Annotated in this window: 14 protein-coding genes; 6 read left to right on the forward strand and 8 right to left on the reverse strand. The window is 68.4% G+C overall.

Annotated elements, in window-relative coordinates; genetic code table 11:
* Positions 1-41: 41 nt before the first annotated feature.
* The 3 genes from pgi to BX604_RS35065 form a co-directional block, all read right to left on the reverse strand.
* Positions 42-1,664 (reverse strand): glucose-6-phosphate isomerase, encoded by a 1,623-nt coding sequence (gene pgi / locus BX604_RS35055; protein ID WP_098556050.1) that lies wholly within the window; start codon positions 1,662-1,664, stop codon positions 42-44.
* Between the two features lie 111 nt (positions 1,665-1,775).
* Entirely contained in the window at positions 1,776-3,320 is a 1,545-nt protein-coding gene (locus BX604_RS35060; RefSeq protein ID WP_098556053.1) for an NAD(P)H-hydrate dehydratase, read from the reverse strand.
* A 54-nt stretch (positions 3,321-3,374) separates the two neighbouring features.
* On the reverse strand, positions 3,375-4,676 hold the full coding sequence (locus BX604_RS35065; protein ID WP_098556055.1) for an FAD-dependent oxidoreductase: 1,302 nt from the start codon (positions 4,674-4,676) through the stop codon (positions 3,375-3,377).
* Positions 4,677-5,005: 329 nt separating this feature from the next.
* On the opposite strand from BX604_RS35065, the gene purL reads away from it, so the two are divergent.
* The 3 genes from purL to BX604_RS35080 all read left to right on the forward strand — a co-directional run bounded on the left by purL (position 5,006) and on the right by BX604_RS35080 (position 10,976).
* The gene (purL, locus tag BX604_RS35070) at positions 5,006-9,070 is read left to right on the forward strand and encodes a phosphoribosylformylglycinamidine synthase (protein WP_098556058.1); all 4,065 of its coding nucleotides are present in this window, start codon (positions 5,006-5,008) and stop codon (positions 9,068-9,070) included.
* Positions 9,070-9,612 (forward strand): GNAT family N-acetyltransferase, encoded by a 543-nt coding sequence (locus BX604_RS35075; protein WP_098556566.1) that lies wholly within the window; start codon positions 9,070-9,072, stop codon positions 9,610-9,612. The genes purL and BX604_RS35075 overlap by 1 nt, the downstream gene beginning before the upstream one ends.
* 200 nt (positions 9,613-9,812) lie before the next feature.
* A complete protein-coding gene (locus tag BX604_RS35080) occupies positions 9,813-10,976 on the forward strand; it encodes an acyltransferase family protein (protein WP_098556061.1) in 1,164 nt (387 codons plus the stop codon).
* 75 nt (positions 10,977-11,051) lie between these two features.
* Here the strand turns inward: BX604_RS35080 and BX604_RS35085 are convergent, their stop codons facing one another.
* From BX604_RS35085 to BX604_RS35105, 5 genes are all read right to left on the reverse strand, one after another.
* Positions 11,052-11,834, reverse strand: a complete 783-nt coding sequence (locus BX604_RS35085; protein WP_098556064.1) for a peptidylprolyl isomerase — start codon at positions 11,832-11,834, stop codon at positions 11,052-11,054.
* Between the two features lie 18 nt (positions 11,835-11,852).
* The gene (locus BX604_RS35090) at positions 11,853-12,161 is read right to left on the reverse strand and encodes a BolA family protein (RefSeq protein ID WP_098556066.1); all 309 of its coding nucleotides are present in this window, start codon (positions 12,159-12,161) and stop codon (positions 11,853-11,855) included.
* 1 nt (position 12,162) lies between these two features.
* Positions 12,163-12,693, reverse strand: a complete 531-nt coding sequence (locus tag BX604_RS35095) for a septation protein A (RefSeq protein ID WP_098556068.1) — start codon at positions 12,691-12,693, stop codon at positions 12,163-12,165.
* A 123-nt stretch (positions 12,694-12,816) separates the two neighbouring features.
* Entirely contained in the window at positions 12,817-13,248 is a 432-nt protein-coding gene (msrB, locus tag BX604_RS35100; RefSeq protein ID WP_098556071.1) for a peptide-methionine (R)-S-oxide reductase MsrB, read from the reverse strand.
* A 38-nt stretch (positions 13,249-13,286) separates the two neighbouring features.
* Complete coding sequence (locus tag BX604_RS35105) at positions 13,287-14,855, reverse strand: protein adenylyltransferase SelO (RefSeq protein WP_098556073.1); 1,569 nt, start codon at positions 14,853-14,855, stop codon at positions 13,287-13,289.
* Positions 14,856-15,019: 164 nt separating this feature from the next.
* Between BX604_RS35105 and BX604_RS35110 the strand changes: the two genes are divergently transcribed.
* From BX604_RS35110 to pncA, 3 genes are all read left to right on the forward strand, one after another.
* Positions 15,020-16,663 carry a 3-(methylthio)propionyl-CoA ligase gene (locus BX604_RS35110; RefSeq protein ID WP_098556076.1) on the forward strand — a complete coding sequence of 548 codons (1,644 nt, stop codon included), beginning with the start codon at positions 15,020-15,022 and terminating at the stop codon, positions 16,661-16,663.
* Between the two features lie 185 nt (positions 16,664-16,848).
* Positions 16,849-18,933, forward strand: coding sequence for a 3-hydroxyacyl-CoA dehydrogenase NAD-binding domain-containing protein (locus BX604_RS35115; protein ID WP_098556078.1), 2,085 nt, complete (start codon positions 16,849-16,851; stop codon positions 18,931-18,933).
* A gap of 44 nt (positions 18,934-18,977) precedes the next feature.
* A complete protein-coding gene (gene pncA, locus BX604_RS35120; protein ID WP_098556080.1) occupies positions 18,978-19,610 on the forward strand; it encodes a bifunctional nicotinamidase/pyrazinamidase in 633 nt (210 codons plus the stop codon).
* Positions 19,611-19,633 lie beyond the last annotated feature (23 nt).

The following is a 19,633-nucleotide window of genomic DNA, read 5'->3' on the forward strand; positions in this document are numbered from 1 at the left end:
GTTTCACGCCCGTACGGCCGGCATGCGCATCACGCGTCGTGTCAGCGCTTGAGCGCGGCACGTGCGCGTTCGATCAGCGCGGTGGTCGACGAGTCGTGTTTCGCGGGATCGACCGACTCGGCCGACAGATCGGCTTCGACAACCTTGCCGAGAATCTTGCCGAGCTCGACGCCCCACTGGTCGAACGGGTTGATGTCCCACACCGTCGCCTGCACCAGCACCTTGTGCTCGTACAGCGCGATCAGCGCGCCGAGCGTGCGCGGCGTCAGCGCGTCGACGAGCAGCGTCGTCGTCGGGCGGTTGCCGGGGAACGTGAGGTGCGGTGCGAGCGCTTCCTTGCCGGGGCCGGCGACCTTGCGCGCTTCGTCGAGCGTGCGGCCGAGCATCAGCGCTTCGCTCTGCGCGAAACAGTTCGCGAGCAGCTTCGGATGATGGCTCGCGAGCGGATGCTCGGGCGTCAGCACCGCGACGAAGTCGATCGGCACGATCGTCGGGCCCTGGTGCAGCATCTGGAAGAACGCGTGCTGGCCGTTGGTGCCCGGCTCGCCCCATGTGACGGCCGATGTCGGATAGTCGACGAACGTGCCGTCCAGGCGCGCGGACTTGCCGTTGCTTTCCATCTCGAGCTGCTGCAGGTACGACGGCAGGTAGTGCAGCGCTTCGGAATACGGTGCGACGAGATAGCTCTGCGAGCCGAAGAAGTTGCGATACCAGATGCCGATCAGGCCGAGCAGCACCGGCAGGTTGCGTTCGAGCGGCGCTTCGCGGAAGTGGCGATCCATGTCGTTCGCGCCGGCGAGCAACTCGTCGAACTGCTCCGGCCCGATCGCGATCATGATCGACAGGCCGACCGCCGACCACAGCGAATAGCGGCCGCCGACCCAGTCCCACATTTCGAACACGTTGTCCGCGGCGATGCCGAACTTCACGACTTCGGCCGGGTTGGCCGACACGCCGACGAAGTGCTTCGCGAGCGCATCTTCCGGGCAGCCGCGCGCGACGAACCAGTCGCGCAGCGAGCGTGCGTTCGTCATCGTCTCGAGCGTCGTGAAGGTCTTCGACACGATGATCGCGAGCGTTTCTTCCGGATCGACCTGCTCGAGCACGCGCGCGAGATCGGCGCCGTCGACGTTCGACACGAAGTGGGTCGAGATGTCCGGCGTCGCGACGTGGTGCAGCGCGTGCGTGACCATCTTCGGCCCGAGATCCGAGCCGCCGATGCCGATGTTGATCACGTGGCGGATGCGTTTGCCCGTGTAGCCCGTCCACGCGCCGCTGCGCACGGCGCGTGCGAAGGTCGCCATCTTCGCGCGCTCGGCGCTGACCTGCGCATGGAACGGCGCGTGCGGATCGGTCGCGCGCAATGCCGTGTGCAGCGCGGCGCGGCCTTCGGTCGGGTTGACGATCTCGCCGGCGAACATGGCATCACGGCGCGCTTCGACGCCCGCGTCGCGGGCCAGTTGCACGAGCAGGCGCAGCGTGTCGTCGTTGATGCGGTTCTTCGAGAAATCGGCCGCGAGGCCGCCGCCGGGAATCGTGAAGCGTTCGGCGCGGGTCGGCGCGTGGTCGTTTTCCGGCGCGAACCAGTCGCGCAGCCGCGCATGGCGGATCTGTTCGAAGTGGGATTGAAGGGCAGTCCAGGCGGGGAGCGAATTCAGCGTCATGGCGGTTCGAGTGAAGCGTGAATCGGGAGGAATGCCGCGCCGGCGCATCGGGATCGGAAGACCGGCGGACGAGAGGACCCGCCGTGCGGCGGGGCACCCAGTATAGCGGCGTTATATGTCGACGCGCGGCGACGGGTAAAAAAGGCGATTGATCAACGTGCGCACCATCGGCGCGAGTTCGCCCGCGGTGAGGCCGGCCGGCCCCGTGCCGTTCGCGGTGAGCGTGTCGGCCGCGAGGCCATGCAGATAGACGCCTGCGAGCGCCGCTTCGTACGGCGCGACGCGCTGCGCGAGCCACGCGCCGATCAGGCCGCCGAGCACGTCGCCGGTGCCGCCGGTGGCGAGCGCTGCATTGCCGGTCGGGTTGATCGTGATGTGGCCGTCGGGTGCCGCAATCACCGTGCCCGAGCCTTTCAGCACCACGATGCTGGCATAGCGTGCGGCAAGCGCCTGCGCCGCGGCCAGCCGGTCGTGCTGCACGGTCGCGGTGTCGGTGCCGAGCAGCCGGGCCGCTTCGAGCGGATGCGGCGTCAGCACGCATGGGTTGCCGCGCGCACCGCGTGCGGCAACGGCGGCCGCGAGTTCGGCGTGGGTCGCGACGAGGTTCAGCGCGTCGGCGTCGAGCAGCGTCGCCGCATCGTGCGCGAGCACGTCGCGCACGAGCGTCGCCGCGGCCTCGCGCGTGCCGAGGCCGCAGCCGGCCGCGATCGCGGACATCGCATCGAGGTCGAGGCCGTCGGCCGGATGCAGCATCAGTTCGGGAAACGGCGGATCGTACGGCGGCGCACCGGCGCCGAGGAAGCCGACATGCACCTTGCCGGCGCCGGTGAACAATGCGGCACGCGCGGCGAGGATCGGCGCGCCGCACATTCCCGTGTCGCCGCCGAGCACCGCGAGGCTGCCGAACGTGCCCTTGTGCGACGCGAACGCGCGTGCGGGGAGTGCGGCGGCGAACCGCGCCGGCGCATTCAGCACGACGGCCGGCATGGCAGGCGGCGCGACGTCGAGCGATGCGATCTCGATTTCGCCGGCGAAGTCGCGGCCGTCGCCGGTATAAAGGCCCGGTTTCGCGCCGATGAAGGTCAGCGTATGCGTGGCGGCGACCGCGACGCCCGCGCCGACGATCCGGCCCGTGTCGCTGTCGAGCCCGCTCGGTACGTCCAGCGCGAGCACGTGGCCGCCGCTTCGCGCATGCGCGGCGATGCGCGCGGCCTGCGCGGCGAACGGGCCGTCGAGCGCACGACCGAGGCCGATGCCGAACAGGCCGTCGACGACCCACGCGTAATCGTCGAGCGACGCGGGCGGTTCGGTCGACAGCGGCACGCCGGCCGCGCGTGCGAGGCCGAGCGCCCATTGTGCGTCGTCCGGTTTGACCGGTACGGGCATCCACGCCTGCGTCGCGACGCCGAGCTGCTGCAGTTGCGCGGCGGCTACCAGCGCGTCACCGCCATTGTTGCCCGGGCCGACGGCGAACCAGACAGGGCGCTCGTCGCCGGCGACCCGTTCGGACAGCCAGCGCGCGGTGGCGGCACCGGCGCGGCCCATCAGCGTGTGCGGGGGCAGTTCGGCAGTCGCGGCGGCCTCGGCCGCACGCAGGTCGGCGACGCGCAGCAGCGCGATTGGCGTGGAGTCGGGAAGCGGGCGGGCAAGGGTCATCGCGGGATCGTGACGGCAGGGAGGAGGATGCCGCCCGGGCCGGGCCCGCGGCGGTCAGGCCGTGAAGCGCGCGGCGCTCAGCGCGGCGAGCGTGTCGGCAGGCCAGTGCTGCGTGTCGCCGCCCAGGCAGTCGGTCACCACTTTAGCAGACCCGCACGCGAGCGCCCAACCGGCCGGGCCGTGGCCGAAATTGACGAAGACGCGCGGATGCGGGGTCGGGCCGACGACCGGCAGGCCGTCCGGCGACAGCAGTTGCATGCCTTGCCACGACAGCGCGGCGGAGATTTTTGCGGCGCCCGGCACCCAGTCGTGCACGGCCTGGCCGAGCAGCGCGAGGGCCGCTTCGGACAACGGCTCGGGCAGCGGCTTCGCGGTGTCGGCGAGGCTTTGCAGCACGGCGCCGCCGCCGACGCGCAGCCGCTGATGCGCGCGCGTGATCGAGATCCGCTTGATCGAATCGACGACGCTCAGGTGCGGCGCGTGCTCCTCGTAGGTGACCGGCGCGGTCAGCGTATGCGCGCGGACCGGATGCAGCGGCAGCCGCCAGCCGAGCCGCTCGAGCAGCGCCGGGCTGCCGGCGCCGGCGGCGACCACGATCGCGTCGGCCGAAATCACGTCGACTTCGCGCGCGTTCGTCGCGTGCCGGCCGCCGGGCGGCGCGAGCTCGACCGCGGCGCGGCCGGTGTCCACGCGGATTGCGGCGACCTCCGCACCGAAGCGGAACTGCACGCCGTGCTCGTCGAGCGCCTGCTTGACGAGTTTCGCGAACAGCGGGCAGTTGCCGGTGCGCTCGGTCTCGAGCAGCACGCCGCCGGCGAAGCCGGGTTCGGCCGGCACCGACGGCTCGAGCGCCGCGCATTCGTCGGCAGTGAGCACGCGATACGGCTGGTCGAGCGTGCGCAGCAGGTCGAGCGCCGGCTGCAGGGCCTCCCAGTCGCGCGGGTCGCGTACGACGTGCAGGATGCCGGCCTTCTGCTCGAATTCGAGCTGCAAGCGCGTTTCGATGTCGGCGAGGCTTTCGCGCGATGCGTCGATCAGCGGGCGCAGCCGTGCATATTGGGCGGTGAACGCGTCGGGCTCGCGCAGCGCGCCGAGTTCCTTGACGAAGCGGCGTACGCCGCCGTTGAAGCCCGGCTTGTAGACGATGCCGCTGTCGCGCGACTGGCGCTGGCGCATGAAGGTCGGGCCGAACCAGACGTCGAGCGGGCTCGGCAGCAGCGTGCCGCCGTCGCCGTAGGTCGCGCCTTGCGCGACGGTCGCGTGGCGTTCGACCACGCACACGCGATGGCCGGCCGCGCGCAACTGGTAGGCGGTGGCGACGCCGCTGATTCCGCCGCCGATGACGATGACATCCATGGATTGCTTCGATGACGGGCAGCGCGCACGCTGCCCGGTGAGAATTCGCTGACGGGCCCCGGCCCGGTGAACCAGGAATGATAGCGCCAAAATCGCGGGACACGGCGCCACGCGAGCCTATCCGGTTTCGCCATCGTGCGGCCGCCGGCTGTCGCGGCCGCCGGTGGCGGCCCGGCGCTCGCTTGTGCGCCGGGCGCGTGGGTGCACCGTTGCGGTGCATGGCGGGTGCCGATCAGCCAGTCTGGGACGACCGACTTCCGGGTATAATTACGGCCTTCCTTTCGCCCCACGTCGCCACCTCGCGCGACTCATCGACGTCAGTCCAGCCCATGGCTCACTTCTCGTGTTTTCCCGGCGCTTCGGCCCTCTCCGATTTCCGTCAAACCCGTCTGCTCGACACGCTCAAGCAAATCGACGCCAACATCGTCGCGGTGCGCGGTCAGTTCCTGCACTTCGTCAATGCGGCCGAGCCGCTGTCGACGGACGACAGCGCCCGCATCGACGCGCTGATGCACTACGGCGCGCCGTTCGAGCCGGCGACCGAGAAGGGGACGGCCGAGACCTTCGTCGTGCTGCCGCGCTTCGGCACGGTTTCGCCGTGGGCGAGCAAGGCGACCGACATCGCGCAGCACTGCGGCCTCACGCAGGTGCGCCGCATCGAGCGCGGCGTCGAGTTCACGGTCACGCTGAAGTCGGGCCTGCTCGGCGGCAAGAAGGCGCTGTCCGACGACGCGCGCGCGGCCGTGGCCGCCGCACTGCATGACCGGATGACCGAAAGCGTGGTTGCCGCGCGCGACGACGCGAAGCACCTGTTCGACGAACTGCCGGCCAAGCCGCTCGCGACCGTCGACGTGCTGGGCGTCGGCCGCGGTGCGCTCGAGCGCGCGAACGTCGAGCTGGGCCTCGCGCTCGCCGACGACGAGATCGACTACCTGGTCGACGCGTTCCGCAAGCTCGAACGCAACCCGACCGACGTCGAACTGATGATGTTCGCGCAGGCGAACAGCGAGCACTGCCGCCACAAGATCTTCAACGCGCAGTGGACCATCGACGGCGAAGCGCAGGACATGTCGCTGTTCGCGATGATCCGCAACACCGAGAAGCTGAACCCGCAGGGCACGATCGTCGCGTATTCGGACAACTCGTCGATCATGGTCGGCGCGGAAGCCGAGCGCTGGTTCCCGCGCAACGCGGGTGCAGCCGGCGAGCCGGGTGAGCGCTATGGCCGCCACACCGAGCTCACGCACACGCTGATGAAGGTCGAGACGCACAACCACCCGACGGCGATCTCGCCGTTCCCGGGTGCGGCGACCGGCGCGGGCGGCGAGATCCGCGACGAAGGCGCGACGGGCCGCGGTGCGCGTCCGAAGGCCGGCCTCGCAGGCTTCACGGTGTCGAACCTCGATCTGCCCGGCGCACGCCAGTCGTGGGAAAACGCGCGCGACGCCGCGCAGCCGGTCGGCGAGCGCAACCCGAACGATGCGCACGGCCCGTACGGCCGCCCGGACCGCATCGCGTCGCCGCTGCAGATCATGATCGACGGCCCGCTCGGCGGCGCCGCGTTCAACAACGAATTCGGCCGCCCGAACCTCGGCGGCTACTTCCGCGTGTACGAGCAGAACGTCGGCGGGACGGTGCACGGCTATCACAAGCCGATCATGATCGCGGGCGGCCTCGGCAACATCGCGGATCAGCACACGCACAAGCACGACGTGCCGGCAGGCTCGTTGCTGATCCAGATCGGCGGCCCCGGCATGCGGATCGGCATGGGCGGCGGCGCGGCGAGCTCGATGGCGACCGGCGCGAACACGGCCGAGCTCGACTTCGACTCGGTGCAGCGCGGCAACCCGGAAATCGAGCGTCGCGCACAGGAAGTGATCAACGGCTGCTGGCAGCTCGGCGCGGAAAACCCGATCCTGAGCATCCATGACGTCGGCGCGGGCGGGCTGTCGAACGCATTCCCCGAGATCGTCGACGGCGCGGGCAAGGGCGCACGCTTCGAGCTGCGCAAGGTCGCGCTCGAGGAGTCGGGCCTGTCGCCGCGCGAAATCTGGTCGAACGAAGCGCAGGAGCGCTACGTGCTGGCGATCGCGCCGGCCGACCTGCCGCGCTTCGAAGCGATCTGCGTCCGCGAGCGCTGCCCGTTCGCGGTGGTCGGTGTCGCAACCGACGAGCGCCAGCTGCAGCTCGTCGACGACGAAGCGAAGGGCGCGGACGAATTCCCGGTCGACATGCCGATGGAAGTGCTGCTCGGCAAGCCGCCGCGCATGCACCGTGACGTCGCGCGCGTCGCGACCGAGCGCACGCCGGTCGACGTGACGGGCATCGCGCTGTCGGAAGTCGCGGTCGACGTGCTGAAGCACCCGACGGTCGGCAGCAAGTCGTTCCTGATCACGATCGGCGATCGTTCGGTCGGCGGCACGTCGGTGCGCGACCAGATGGTCGGCCCGTGGCAGGTGCCGGTGGCCGACTGCGCGGTGACCGCGCTCGACTACGCCGGTTTCAAGGGCGAAGCGATGACGATGGCCGAGCGCACGCCGCTCGCCGTGATCGACGCGCCGGCATCGGGCCGCATGGCCGTCGGCGAAGCAATCACGAACATCGCGAGCGCGCCGATCGCGTCGCTCGACAAGCTGAAGCTGTCGGCGAACTGGATGGCCGCCTGCGGCACGGCCGGCGAGGACGCCGCGCTGTTCGACACGGTCAAGGCGATCGGCATGGAGCTGTGTCCGGCGCTCGGGATCGGCATCCCGGTCGGCAAGGACTCGCTGTCGATGAAGACCAAGTGGGACGAGCAGGGCGTCGCGAAGGAAGTGGTGTCGCCGGTGTCGCTGATCATCTCCGCATTCGCGCCGGTCGAGGACGTGCGCCGGCACCTGACGCCGCAACTGCGCCGCATCGCCGAAGCAGGCGACAGCGTGCTGATCGCGATCGACCTCGGCCGCGGCAAGAACCGGATGGGCGGCAGCATCTTCGCGCAGGTCACGCAGCAGGTCGGCGACGCGACGCCGGACGTCGACGATCCGGAAGACCTGAAGCGCTTCTTCAACGCGATCCAGTCGCTCAATACGCAAGACAAGCTGCTCGCGTACCACGACCGCTCGGACGGCGGCCTGTGGGCGACGGTGTGCGAAATGGCGTTCGCGGGCCACGCGGGCGTGTCGCTGAACGTCGACATGCTGACGCTCGACCCGAATCACGAATCCGACTACGGCGACGCGAAGGACTGGGCGAAGCAGACGAGCGGCCGTCGCGAAGACCGCACGCTGCGCGCGCTGTTCTCCGAAGAACTCGGTGCCGTGGTGCAGGTGCGCGCGACCGATCGCGACGCGGTGCTCGGCGCGCTGCGCGAGTTCGGCCTGTCGGCGTGCGCGCACGTGATCGGCACGGTCAACGATCGCGACGTGATCGAGGTGTATCGCGACGCAAAGAAGGTCTTCGGCGCGCCGCGCACGGAGCTCCATCGCGCCTGGGGCGAAGTGAGCTGGCGCATCGCGCGCCTGCGCGACAACCCCGCCTGTGCGGATGCGGAATACGACGCGCTGCTGGACGCGGCCGACCCGGGCATCTCGCCGGTGCTGACGTTCGATCCGGCCGACGACATCGCCGCGCCGTTCATCGCGACGGGCGCTCGCCCGCGCGTCGCGATCCTGCGCGAGCAGGGCGTGAACTCGCATCTCGAAACGGCGTACGCGTTCGACCGCGCAGGCTTCGACGCACACGACGTGCACATGAGCGACCTGCTTGCAGGCCGCGCGACGCTTGCCGATTTCGCGGGCGCGGTGGCATGCGGCGGCTTCTCGTACGGTGACGTGCTGGGCGCGGGCGAAGGCTGGGCGAAGACGATCCGCTTCAATGCGAACCTCGCCGACATGTTCTCGGCGTTCTTCGCGCGCCCCGACACGTTCGCGCTCGGCATCTGCAACGGTTGCCAGATGCTGTCGAGCCTCGCGTCGATGATCCCGGGCGCGGAAGCGTGGCCGAAGTTCACGCGCAACAAGTCCGAGCAGTTCGAGGCGCGCTTCTCGTTCGTCGAAGTCGAGAAGTCGCCGTCGATCTTCTTCGCGGGGATGGAAGGTTCGCGGATTCCGGTGGCGGTTGCGCACGGCGAAGGCTATGCGGACTTCTCGCAGCAGGGCGACATCGATCGCGTCGCGATCTCGATGCGCTTTGTCGACCACCGCGGCGAAGCGACCGAACGCTATCCGTTCAACCCGAACGGTTCGCCGGCCGGCATCACGTCGGTCACGACGGCCGACGGCCGCTTCTCGGTGCTGATGCCGCACATGGAGCGCGTGCATCGCACGGTCACGATGAGCTGGCATCCGGAAGGCTGGGGCGAAGCGAGCCCGTGGCTGCGCGTGTTCCGCAACGCACGCCGCTGGATCGGCTGATGTTCGATCCGCACGCGCCGGTCGACGTCGTCACGCTGCGCGACGAACGCGCGAGCGACGTCGAGGCGATCGGCCGCGTGATCGTGGCTGCGTTTGCGGGCGAGCCGCAAGGCGGGCAGTTCGAGCGGCGGATCGTCGATACGCTGCGCGCCGACGGCGCGTTGAGCGTATCGCTCGTCGCGGAGCGTGACGCGCGCATCATCGGGCACGTCGCGTTCTCGCCGGTATCGATCGGTGGTGAGCCGTCCGGCAGCCAGCGCTGGTATGGGCTGGCACCGCTCGCGGTGCTACCGGAATGCCAGCGGCAGAGCATCGGTGCGGGGCTGGTGCGCACGGGGCTCGATGCGTTGCGCCGGCTCGGCGCGCGCGGCTGCGTGCTGCTCGGCGAGCCTGCGTACTACACGCGATTCGGCTTCGCGCCGTCCGGCGGCATCGTGTTTCCGGATGTGCCGCCCGAGTATGTCCTCGCGCTGTCGCTCGACGACGCCGCGCCGCGACCGTCGGGCGACGTCCGTTACCACGACGCGTTCTATCCGGCGTAGTGTTCCGCAGCGCCGCCGCGCGCGATCCCGTCATTTCTCGGAAAAACCGCTCTTCGGAGCGGTTTTTTTCTTGGCGCGCGCCGCGCGTGCCTTCAGTGGATCCCGTCAACCGGACTCGCCACCAATCGTATTTCTGTGCTCCAGCACACGAAATCGTTCGATGGCGCTTGCTACTGTGTCGCATCAACGGAGGCAACGGGATGAACTCAGACCGGAGCGACGGCGGCCCTCGCCGCGCGGATGCGCATCTGCACTCGATCCAGATTCTGCGGGCCGTCGCGGCGCTGCTGGTGGTGTTCTGGCATTTCGCGGCGGCGATGACGACCTATCATCACGCGCCCGCGTGGATCAATTCGCATAATTTCGCCGCGATCGGCAACGCCGGGGTCGATCTGTTCTTCGTGATCAGCGGCTTCATCATTTTCCGTACGCACCGACGGGACGCGGCGGGCCGGGCGGCGGCCGGCCGCTTTCTGCAGCGACGCGCGCTGCGGATCTACCCGCTGTACTGGCTGTGGACCACGGCGCTCGTCGCGATGTGGGGCACGCACGTTGTCCTGAAGACGCACCATCCGACGCTGCATTACGTGATCTGCTCGTACCTGCTGTGGCCCGCGGCGAACCAGGACGGGGTCTGGCGGCCGTTTCTCGAACAGGGCTGGACGCTCGGCTACGAGCTCTACTTCTATCTCGCATTCGCCGCCGCCATCATGCTGGGACTGCGCCGCATGCTCTTGCCGTTTCTCGCGGGCGTGTTCCTGACGATCGGCCTGGCCAGTTATCTGCTCGACGCGCCGACCTCGGTCACGACGCTGACCTGCGCGCAACTGATCGTCGAATTCCTGCTCGGCATCGTCGCGGCGATGGCATTTGCGTACGTTCGCGAACACTGGACGCCTGCCGCGACGGTGCGCGCCGGCGTGCTGCTGGCGAGCGTCGGTGTGCTGGGCCTGTTCGGCGCGGCGCTGGCCGGGGCGGACGGTGTCGGCGATCCGCCGATGGAGCTGTTCGTCGGCCACGCGCCGCGCGCGCTGCTCTACGGTGGCCCCGCGTTCATGCTGGTGCTGGGCGCGGTGCTGATCGACGGCGTGCGGCCGGTACGCTTGCGCGGGCTCGTCTTTCTCGGCGACGCTTCGTATTCGATCTATCTGACGCACGGTTTCGTCGTGGCCGGCATTGCGACGGTGCTCAAGCACGGCGCGGGCCAGCGGATCGGCGCGGACTGGATCGTGGCGGGCGGGATCGTGCTCGCCGCCGCGCTCGGCGCCGTTGCGTACCGGCTGGTCGAGCGACCGGTGCTGGCGTTTCTCGCCAAGGTGTTCGCGACGGGGCGGCCGACGCGGGCGAGAGCGGTGGAGGCGTAGCGCGCGCCGCCGGCGTGAAATGAAAAAGGCCGCTCACACGTGAGCGGCCTTTGCGTGGGCGGCGGAGCGCCGACGTTACTGGATCTTCGCCTGCTGGCGCAGACCTTCCTCGAACGCCTGCAGCTTTTGCTGCACGAGTTGCTGCGCGATCTGCGCTTTCACCTGGTCGAACGGCGGCGGTGCGACGTCGCGGATGTCGTCGACACGGATGATGTGCCAGCCGAACTGCGTCTTCACCGGCTCGTCGGTCATCTGGCCTTTCTGCAACTTCTGCGCAGCTGCTGCGAATTCCGGCACGTACGCCTTCGGGTCGGACCAGTCGAGGTCGCCGCCGTTCTTGCCCGAGCCCGGATCCTTCGAGTACTGCTTCGCCAGGTCTTCGAACTTCGCGCCGGCCTTGATCTTCGCGATCAGGTCCTTCGCCTGCTGTTCGCTGTCGACGAGGATGTGGTGCAAGTGGTATTCGCGGTTGCCGCCGGCGGTCTTCACGAGATCGTCGTAACGCGCCTTCACTTCGGCGTCGGTCGGCTGGTTCTTCTTCAGGAAGGTCTCGATCATCGAGCGCAGCACGACCGTCTGTTGCGCGACGGCGATCTGCGCCTTCACGTCCGGACGGCTCGGGATGCCTTCGCGAATGGCTTCCTGCATCAGGATTTCGCGGTTCACGAGTTCCTGGCGCACGGCCTGCTGCAGTTGCGGGCTGTCGGTCTGACCTTGCTGGACGAGCTGCGCGACCATGGCATCGGCGCGCGACTTCGGAATCGGCGTGCCGTTGACGACGGCGATGTTCTGGGCAAATGCCGGTGCCGCTGCAAAAGCAGCCGCCGCGACCCACAGGCGGGGGGATTTCAGGATCATCGGGAATTCCTAGTGAGACTAGATTGAAGATTCGTTGAATTCTTCGGGCGTGTAAGCCACGATCGCGAGCGCGTGAATGCCGCGCTGCATCGCATCAGCGAGCGCATCATACACCAGCCGGTGCCGTGCGACGCGCGGTTTGCCGGCGAACGCGGCCGACACGATCGTTACCGTGTAATGGCCGCCGGCGCTGGCGCCGGCATGGCCCGCGTGCTGCGCGCTGTCGTCGCGGACCGCGAGGGACAGCGGTGCGAGCGAGGCGTTGAGACGCGCCTCGATCAGCGCGATGCGCTCGTCGGGCGATGCGTGGAGAAAGGTGTCGCTCATGTTACTCGTCCTTCAGGTACTTCGTGAGCCACAGGCTCTGCAGAATGATGAACACGACCATGGCGCCCGTCGTGCCGAACAGCTTGAAATTCACCCACTGCGATTCGGTGTAGTTGCGCACCACGTACAGGTTCGCGACGCCGAGCACCGCGAAGAACAGCGCCCACGCGACGTTCAGCTTGTCCCACACGGGATGCGGCAGCGTGAGCTGCTTGCCCATCATCTTCTCGATCAGGTTGTTGCCGAACGCATAGCGCGCGGCGAAGAGCCCGATCGCAAACAGCCAGTACAGCACAGTCGGTTTCCATTGAATGAATTTTTCGTCATGCAGGACGAGGGTGGCGCCGCCGAACACGACGATCACGCCGAGGCTGACCCACAGCATCGTGTCGACCTTCCGGTGCCGGAAGGCGACCCAGGCGACCTGGGCCAGCGTCGCGACGATCGCGACGGCAGTGGCGGTGAAGATGCCCCAGACCTTGAAGGCAGCGAAAAACAGGATGATCGGAAACAGATCGAACAGGAATTTCATGGCGCTCGCAGCTGCGTGAAAGGTCGCATCGCGCGGCCTTTCACCGTTGTAGGGACCCGCCAGGCGCCACCGTCGCGGATCGCGGCAGCCGGGGAGGCTGCCGTCGGATCCGTCCGGCGCCGCTTATTCGTTTTCGGGTCGGGACTCGAAGTTTAACGCAGCCGAATTGATGCAGTACCGCAAACCGGTCTGGTCGCGCGGGCCATCCTCGAACACGTGGCCGAGATGCGCGCCGCAATGGTTGCAGCGGACCTCGACACGCACCATCCCGTGCGAGCGGTCGATCTTCTCGTCGATCACTTCGCCGTTCAGCGGCTTGAAGTAGCTGGGCCAGCCGCAACCCGAATGGAATTTGGCGCCGGATTCGAACAGCGGGGTGCTGCAGACGACGCATTTGTAGATGCCGGCGTCTTCCGTGTCGGTGTATGCGCCGGTGAACGCGCGCTCGGTCGCCGCGTGCTGCGTGACTTCATACTGCATCGGCGTGAGGCGGCGGCGCAGTTCGGTGTCGTCCTTCTGGTACGGGAAGGTCTTGTCGTCGGAATCGTGTGACATGTGGGGGTTCTCCTGATCGGTCGGTCGGGTCGCGCGGGTCACGATGAGCAGCTCACTTCGAGCGACCCGGCCCAGTCGGGCGGCAATGCCGCATACGCTTCATGTTCCGGTTGTTCGTCGAACGGGCGGCGCAGCACCTGCGCGAGTCGCTCGACTTCGGAAAAATCCTTCTCCTTCGCGCGCCGGATCGCGACTTCGGCCAGATGGTTGCGCAGCACGTATTTCGGGTTCACGCGGTTCATCGCGGCGGCACGTGCCGCGTCGTCGCGCGTTTCGTCGGACAGCCGCGCGCGGTAGAGGTTCGCCCACGCATCGAACGCGTCGCGATCAATGAACAGGTCGCGCACCGGCGCGTCGCGGCTCGCATCGTGTTTCGACAACTGCGCGAGCCGGCGGAACGTCAGCGTGAAGTCCGCGTGGCTCGTGTGCATCGTTTCGAGCAGCTTGTTGGCGAGCTCCGCGTCGTTCTCGCGTTCGAGTTCGAGGCCGAGCTTCGCGCGCATCAGGCGCTCGAGCGCGGGGCCGAAGCGCTCCGGAAACTTCGCGAGCACGGCCTGCGCGTCTTCGACCGCACGCTCGGCGCGTGCATCGTCGTCGGCGATGCCGTGCTGCAGCCCGATCAGCGGCAGCAGCGCCTGCGCGAGGCAATAGCAGTTCCAGTGCGCGATGCGCGGCTGCATCCGGTACGCGTAGCGGCCGCTCGTGTCGGAGTGGTTGCAGATGTGATTCGCGTCGAACGCATCGACGAAACCGAACGGGCCGTAGTCGATCGTCACGCCGAGGATCGACATGTTGTCCGTGTTCATCACGCCGTGGCAGAAGCCGACCGCCTGCCATTGCGCGACGACGTCGGCCGTGCGGAACATCGCGGCTTCGAGCAGCGCGAGGTACGGATCGTCGGCCTCGCGGCACGCCGGATAAAAGCGGTCGATCACGTGATCGGCGAGCTGGCGCAGCAGGTCGGGGCGATCGTTCGAGAAGAAGTGCTCGAAGTGGCCGAAGCGCACGAAGCTCTCCGACACGCGCGTGACGACCGCCGACGTCTCGATTTCCTCGCGCACCACCGGCTGGTCGGAGCCGATCACCGTGAGTGCGCGCGTGGTCGGGATGCCGAGGTGATGCATCGCTTCGGAACACAGGAATTCGCGGATCGACGAGCGCAGCACCGCACGGCCGTCGCCCATGCGCGAGTAGGGCGTGCGGCCGCCACCCTTGAGCTGCAGTTCGTAGCGCCGGCCGTCGGGGGCGGGAAGCTCGCCGATCGTCAGCGCGCGGCCGTCGCCGAGCTGGCCGGCCCAGACGCCGAACTGGTGGCCGGAATACACCGACGCGTACGGCATCGCGTTCGCGGGCCAGTCGCGTGTCGGGTTGCCGGCGAACAGCTCGGCGAAGCCGGGCTGCGCGACGATCGATGGCGGCAGGCCGAGCAGTTGCGCGACTTCGTCGGAAAAGCCGACGACGTACGGCGCGGGCAGCGGCGCGGCCGGCAGCCGCGTATGAAACGCATCGCCGAGCGTGACGAACGCGCCTTCGGCGGGCGCGCCGAGCGTGGCGGCGAGGTCGGGGAGAGTGTCAGCCGCATCGGCTGCGCTTCGGGAAAACGACATGTTGAGCGCCTCTGGGTAAGTCGATATTGTAAGGCGGCGCCGCGCCGCCCGCATGGCGGCCCGCGCGCCTTGCGCCAGGCCCGTCCGGGCCGTGGATGGGTCGTACGCTGGCGGACTGCTTCGAGGCGGGTCACCGATTCGCGTCCTTCCGGGAGAACAAGACGATGGGTAAGCCGTTGCTGGGCCAGATGATGGACATGCCGTTGCTGGTGTCGTCGCTGATCGCGCATGCCGCGCGGCATGCGGGCGACACGGAGATCGTGTCGAGGCGCGTGGAAGGCGACCTGCATCGCTACACGTACCGCGATTGCGAGCAACGCGCGAAGCGGCTCGCACAGGCGCTTGCCCGGCTCGGCGTCGAATCGGGCGAGCGGGTCGGCACGCTCGCGTGGAACGGCTACCGGCACCTGGAAGCGTATTACGGGATCGGCGGGATGGGCGCCGTGTGTCACACGATCAACCCGCGGCTCTTTCCCGAGCAGATCGCGTACATCGTCAATCACGCGGAAGACCGCTACGTCTTCTTCGACCTCAATTTCGCACCGCTCGTCGATGCGATCGCGCCGCAGTGCCCGCACGTGAAGGGCTGGATCGCGATGACGGACGCCGCCCACCTGCCGTCCGGCGCGACGCCGTACCTGTGCTACGAAACGCTCGTCGACGCCGAGGACGGCCGCTACGACTGGCCGCGCCTCGACGAACTGCAGGCGTCGGGCCTTTGTTATACGTCGGGCACGACCGGCAACCCGAAGGGCGTGCTGTACTCGCATCGCTCGACGGTGCTGCATGCGTACGGCGCCGCGCTGCCCGATGCGATGAACCTGTCGGCGCTCGATGCCGTGCTGCCCGTCGTGCCGATGTTCCATGTGAACGCGTGGGGGCTGCCGTACGCGGTGCCGCTTACCGGCGGCAAGCTGGTGCTGCCCGGCAAGGATCTCGACGGCAAGTCGCTGTACGAGCTGATGGAAGCCGAGCGCGTGACGTTTTCCGCGGGCGTGCCGACCGTGTGGCTCGGGCTGCTGAACTACATGCGCGAGGCCGGCGTGCGTTTCTCGACGCTGAACCGCACGGTGATCGGCGGCTCCGCATGCCCGCCCGCGATGCTGCGCACGTTCGAGGACGAATACGGCGTGCGCGTGATCCACGCATGGGGGATGACCGAGCTGTCGCCGCTCGGCACGCTCGCGAAACTGAACTGGGCGCAGTCGCAGCGCTCACCCGACGCGCAGCGCAAGCTGCTGGAAAAGCAGGGTCGCGTGATCTGCGGCGTCGACATGCGGATCGTCGGCGACGACGGGCACGAGTTGCCGTGGGACGGCGTCGCGTTCGGCGAGCTGCAGGTGCGCGGGCCGTGGGTGATCGACCACTACTTCAGGAGCGATACGTCGCCGCTGTCGGATGGCTGGTTCCCGACCGGCGACGTCGCGACGATCGACCCCGACGGTTTCCTGCAGATCACCGACCGCAGCAAGGACGTGATCAAGTCGGGCGGCGAATGGATCAGCTCGATCGACATCGAGAACGTCGCGATCGCGCATCCGGGCGTCGCCGAAGCGGCCTGCATCGCCTGCGCGCACCCGAAATGGACCGAGCGGCCGCTGCTCGTCGTGGTGCAGCGCGAAGGCGCGAACCTGACCCGCGAAGCGCTGCTCGCGTTCTACGACGGCAAGGTGGCGAAGTGGTGGGTGCCCGACGACGTCGTGTTCGTCGACTCGCTGCCGCACACCGCGACCGGCAAGCTGCAGAAGCTCAAATTGCGCGAAACGTTCCGCGACTACGTGCTGCCGACGGCGGTCTGCGAGTTGTAAGCCCCCGCGGCCGGAGACGGCCTGCCGCACGGTTGCCCGATCCGGCCCCCGGATCGGGAAAAATTCAAATTGAACGACCGTGCTTTTTCGTTGTATGCTGCCTCCGTTCGATCCGGACATGCGGCCGTTCGACCGCGCACAATGAAGCGCAGCCACCCTGGCGCGCGATGCATGGAGGCAGGCAGATGGCAGTGGATTACTCGACTCGCGACGGCGTGGCCGTCATCACGCTCAACAATCCGCCCGTCAACGGGCTCGGCCTGTCGACCCGGCTCGGCGTCATGGACGCGCTCGAGCGCGCCGCGCAGGATCCGTCGGTCACGGCGATCGTGCTGACCGGCGCGGGCCGCGCGTTCTCGGGCGGCGCCGACATCACCGAATTCAATACCCCGAAGGCCCTGCAGGAGCCGACGCTGCACACCGTGATCCGCGCGGTGGAGGCGAGCGCGAAGCCGGTCGTCGCGGCGCTGCACAGCGTCGTGATGGGCGGCGGTCTGGAACTCGCGCTCGGTGCGCACTATCGCATCGCCGCGCCCGGTACGCAGGTCGCGCTGCCCGAAGTGAAGCTCGGCCTGTTGCCGGGTGCGGGCGGCACGCAGCGGCTGCCGCGTGCGGTGGGCCTCGAAACCGCGCTGAACATGATCGTGTCGGGCACGCCGGTGCTGTCGGAGCACCTCGCGAAAAGCGGGCTGTTCGACGCGATGGCCGACGGCGACCTGCTCGACGCGGCCGTGGCGTTCGCGCAGAAGGCCGGCGCGCAGAAGGGGCCGTATCCGCGCGTGCGCGATCGCAAGATCGTCCACGAGAATGCCGCGGGCTTCATTCAGTTCGCGCGCAATTCCGCGCGGGCCGCCGCACCCAATTTCCCCGCGCCGCACAAGTGCATCGACGCGATCGAGGCCGGCGTGCTGAACGGTTTCGACAAGGGCAGCGTTGCCGAGCGCGACGGCTTCGTCGCGCTGATGATGACGCCGGAAAGCCGCGCACTGCGGCACACGTTCTTCGGTGAACGCGCAGCGAGCAAGATTCCCGACGTGCCGTCGGACACGCCGGTGCGCGAGATTCGCCGCGTCGGCGTGATCGGCGCCGGCACGATGGGCGGCGGGATCGCGATGAACTTCGTCAACGCGGGCCTGCCCGTCACGCTGCTCGAGACGAAGCAGGACGCGCTCGATCGCGGGCTCGCCACGATCCGCAAGAACTACGACGCGCAGGTGAAGAAGGGCAAGCTCACGCAGGAGAAGCTCGACGCGCGCATGGCGCTGATCACGCCGACGCTGTCCTACGGCGACCTGAAGGATGCGGACCTGATCATCGAGGCCGTGTTCGAGGAACTCGGCGTGAAGGAACAGGTGTTCGGCCAGCTCGACGCCGTGGCGAAGCCCGGTGCGATCCTCGCATCGAACACGTCGACGCTCGACGTCGACAAGATCGCCGCGTTCACGAAGCGTCCGCAGGACGTCGTCGGCATGCACTTCTTCAGCCCCGCGAACGTGATGAAGCTGCTCGAGGTCGTGCGCGGCGCGCAGACCGCGAAGGACGTGCTCGCCACCGTGATGGCGGTCGCCAAGAAGATCCGCAAGACGGCGGTGGTGTCGGGCGTATGCGATGGTTTCATCGGCAACCGGATGATCGAGCAGTATATCCGCCAGGCGCTCTTCATGCTCGAGGAAGGCGCGCTGCCCGCGCAGGTCGATCGTGCGATCGAGAAGTTCGGTTTCGCGATGGGCCCGTTCCGGATGAGCGACCTCGCCGGCAACGACATCGGCTGGGCGATCCGCAAGCGCCGCTATGTCGAGCAGCCCGACCTGCAGTACTCGAAGATCGCCGATCGCCTGTGCGAGCTGGGCCGCTTCGGCCAGAAGACGGGCGGCGGCTGGTACGACTACGTGCCGGGCGAGCGCAAGGCGAAGCCGTCGGCGCTGGTCGACGACATGGTCGTCGCGTATTCGAAGGAGCGCGGCGTCGAGCGGCGCAAGATCGGCGACGACGAGATCGTCGAGCGGCTCGCGTTCGCGCTCGTCAACGAAGGCGCGAAGATCCTCGAGGAGAAGATCGCGTCGAAGGCGTCCGACATCGATATGGTCTATCTGACCGGTTATGGCTTCCCGCTGTGGCGCGGCGGCCCGATGCTGTACGCGGACATGGTCGGCCTCTACAACGTCGAGCGCGCGATTCGCCGCTACGCGGCGGCGCCGAACGGCGACGCGTGGCAGCTTGCGCCGTCGATCGTCGAGCTGGCCCGAGCCGGGCGCGGGTTCAACGGCTGACGACGCCGCGTGACGGCGCGCTCGACCCCCTCAGGAGAAACGCAATGAAACGCACCGACGACGTGCTGCTCGTGATCGACGTGCAATACGACTTCATGCCGGGCGGCGCGCTCGCGGTGCCGGACGGCGACGCGGTCGTGCCGGTGATCAACGCGCTCGCGCAGCGTTTTGACCAGGTCGTGCTGACGCAGGACTGGCACCCGCGCGAGCACGTGTCGTTTGCCGCGAACCATCCGGGGCGCGAGCCGTTCTCGACGCTCGCGCTGCCGTACGGCGAGCAGGTGCTGTGGCCCGCGCACTGCGTGCAGGACACCGAAGGCGCGGCGCTGCATCGCGACCTCGACATCCCGCATGCGAGGCTCGTGATCCGCAAGGGCGGCGATGCGCAGGTCGACAGCTATTCCGCGTTCGTCGAAGCCGACCGCACGACGCGCACGGGGCTTGCCGGCTATCTGCGCGAGCTCGGCGCGAAGCGCGTGTGGTGTTGCGGGCTCGCGACCGACTATTGCGTCGCGTGGTCGGCGCTCGATGCGCGCGCGGCGGGCTTCGACGCCGCAGTAATCAACGATGCGTGCCGCGCCATCGACCTGAACGGGTCGCTCGCGCACGCATGGCAACAGATGCAGGCGGCGGGCGTCGCACACGTGACGTCCGCGGGCGCGCGCCCGACGGCGTAGCGCATTCCCATCCGATTCAGCAG

Origin of the sequence: Burkholderia sp. JKS000303 (assembly GCF_002563755.1) — a bacterium.
Lineage (GTDB): Bacteria > Pseudomonadota > Gammaproteobacteria > Burkholderiales > Burkholderiaceae > Burkholderia > Burkholderia anthina_B.

Bases quoted from the DNA above. Each gene is read 5' to 3' on its own strand.
- pncA (WP_098556080.1), top strand. From the start codon at position 18,978: ATGAAACGCACCGACGACGTGCTGCTCGTGATCGACGTGCAATACGAC.
- BX604_RS35080 (WP_098556061.1), top strand. From the start codon at position 9,813: ATGAACTCAGACCGGAGCGACGGCGGCCCTCGCCGCGCGGATGCGCAT.
- BX604_RS35095 (WP_098556068.1), bottom strand. From the start codon at position 12,693: ATGAAATTCCTGTTCGATCTGTTTCCGATCATCCTGTTTTTCGCTGCC.
- BX604_RS35060 (WP_098556053.1), bottom strand. From the start codon at position 3,320: ATGACCCTTGCCCGCCCGCTTCCCGACTCCACGCCAATCGCGCTGCTG.
- pgi (WP_098556050.1), bottom strand. From the start codon at position 1,664: ATGACGCTGAATTCGCTCCCCGCCTGGACTGCCCTTCAATCCCACTTC.
- BX604_RS35065 (WP_098556055.1), bottom strand. From the start codon at position 4,676: ATGGATGTCATCGTCATCGGCGGCGGAATCAGCGGCGTCGCCACCGCC.
- BX604_RS35115 (WP_098556078.1), top strand. From the start codon at position 16,849: ATGGCAGTGGATTACTCGACTCGCGACGGCGTGGCCGTCATCACGCTC.
- BX604_RS35090 (WP_098556066.1), bottom strand. From the start codon at position 12,161: ATGAGCGACACCTTTCTCCACGCATCGCCCGACGAGCGCATCGCGCTG.
- BX604_RS35085 (WP_098556064.1), bottom strand. From the start codon at position 11,834: ATGATCCTGAAATCCCCCCGCCTGTGGGTCGCGGCGGCTGCTTTTGCA.
- purL (WP_098556058.1), top strand. From the start codon at position 5,006: ATGGCTCACTTCTCGTGTTTTCCCGGCGCTTCGGCCCTCTCCGATTTC.
- msrB (WP_098556071.1), bottom strand. From the start codon at position 13,248: ATGTCACACGATTCCGACGACAAGACCTTCCCGTACCAGAAGGACGAC.
- BX604_RS35105 (WP_098556073.1), bottom strand. From the start codon at position 14,855: ATGTCGTTTTCCCGAAGCGCAGCCGATGCGGCTGACACTCTCCCCGAC.
- BX604_RS35110 (WP_098556076.1), top strand. From the start codon at position 15,020: ATGGGTAAGCCGTTGCTGGGCCAGATGATGGACATGCCGTTGCTGGTG.
- BX604_RS35075 (WP_098556566.1), top strand. From the start codon at position 9,070: ATGTTCGATCCGCACGCGCCGGTCGACGTCGTCACGCTGCGCGACGAA.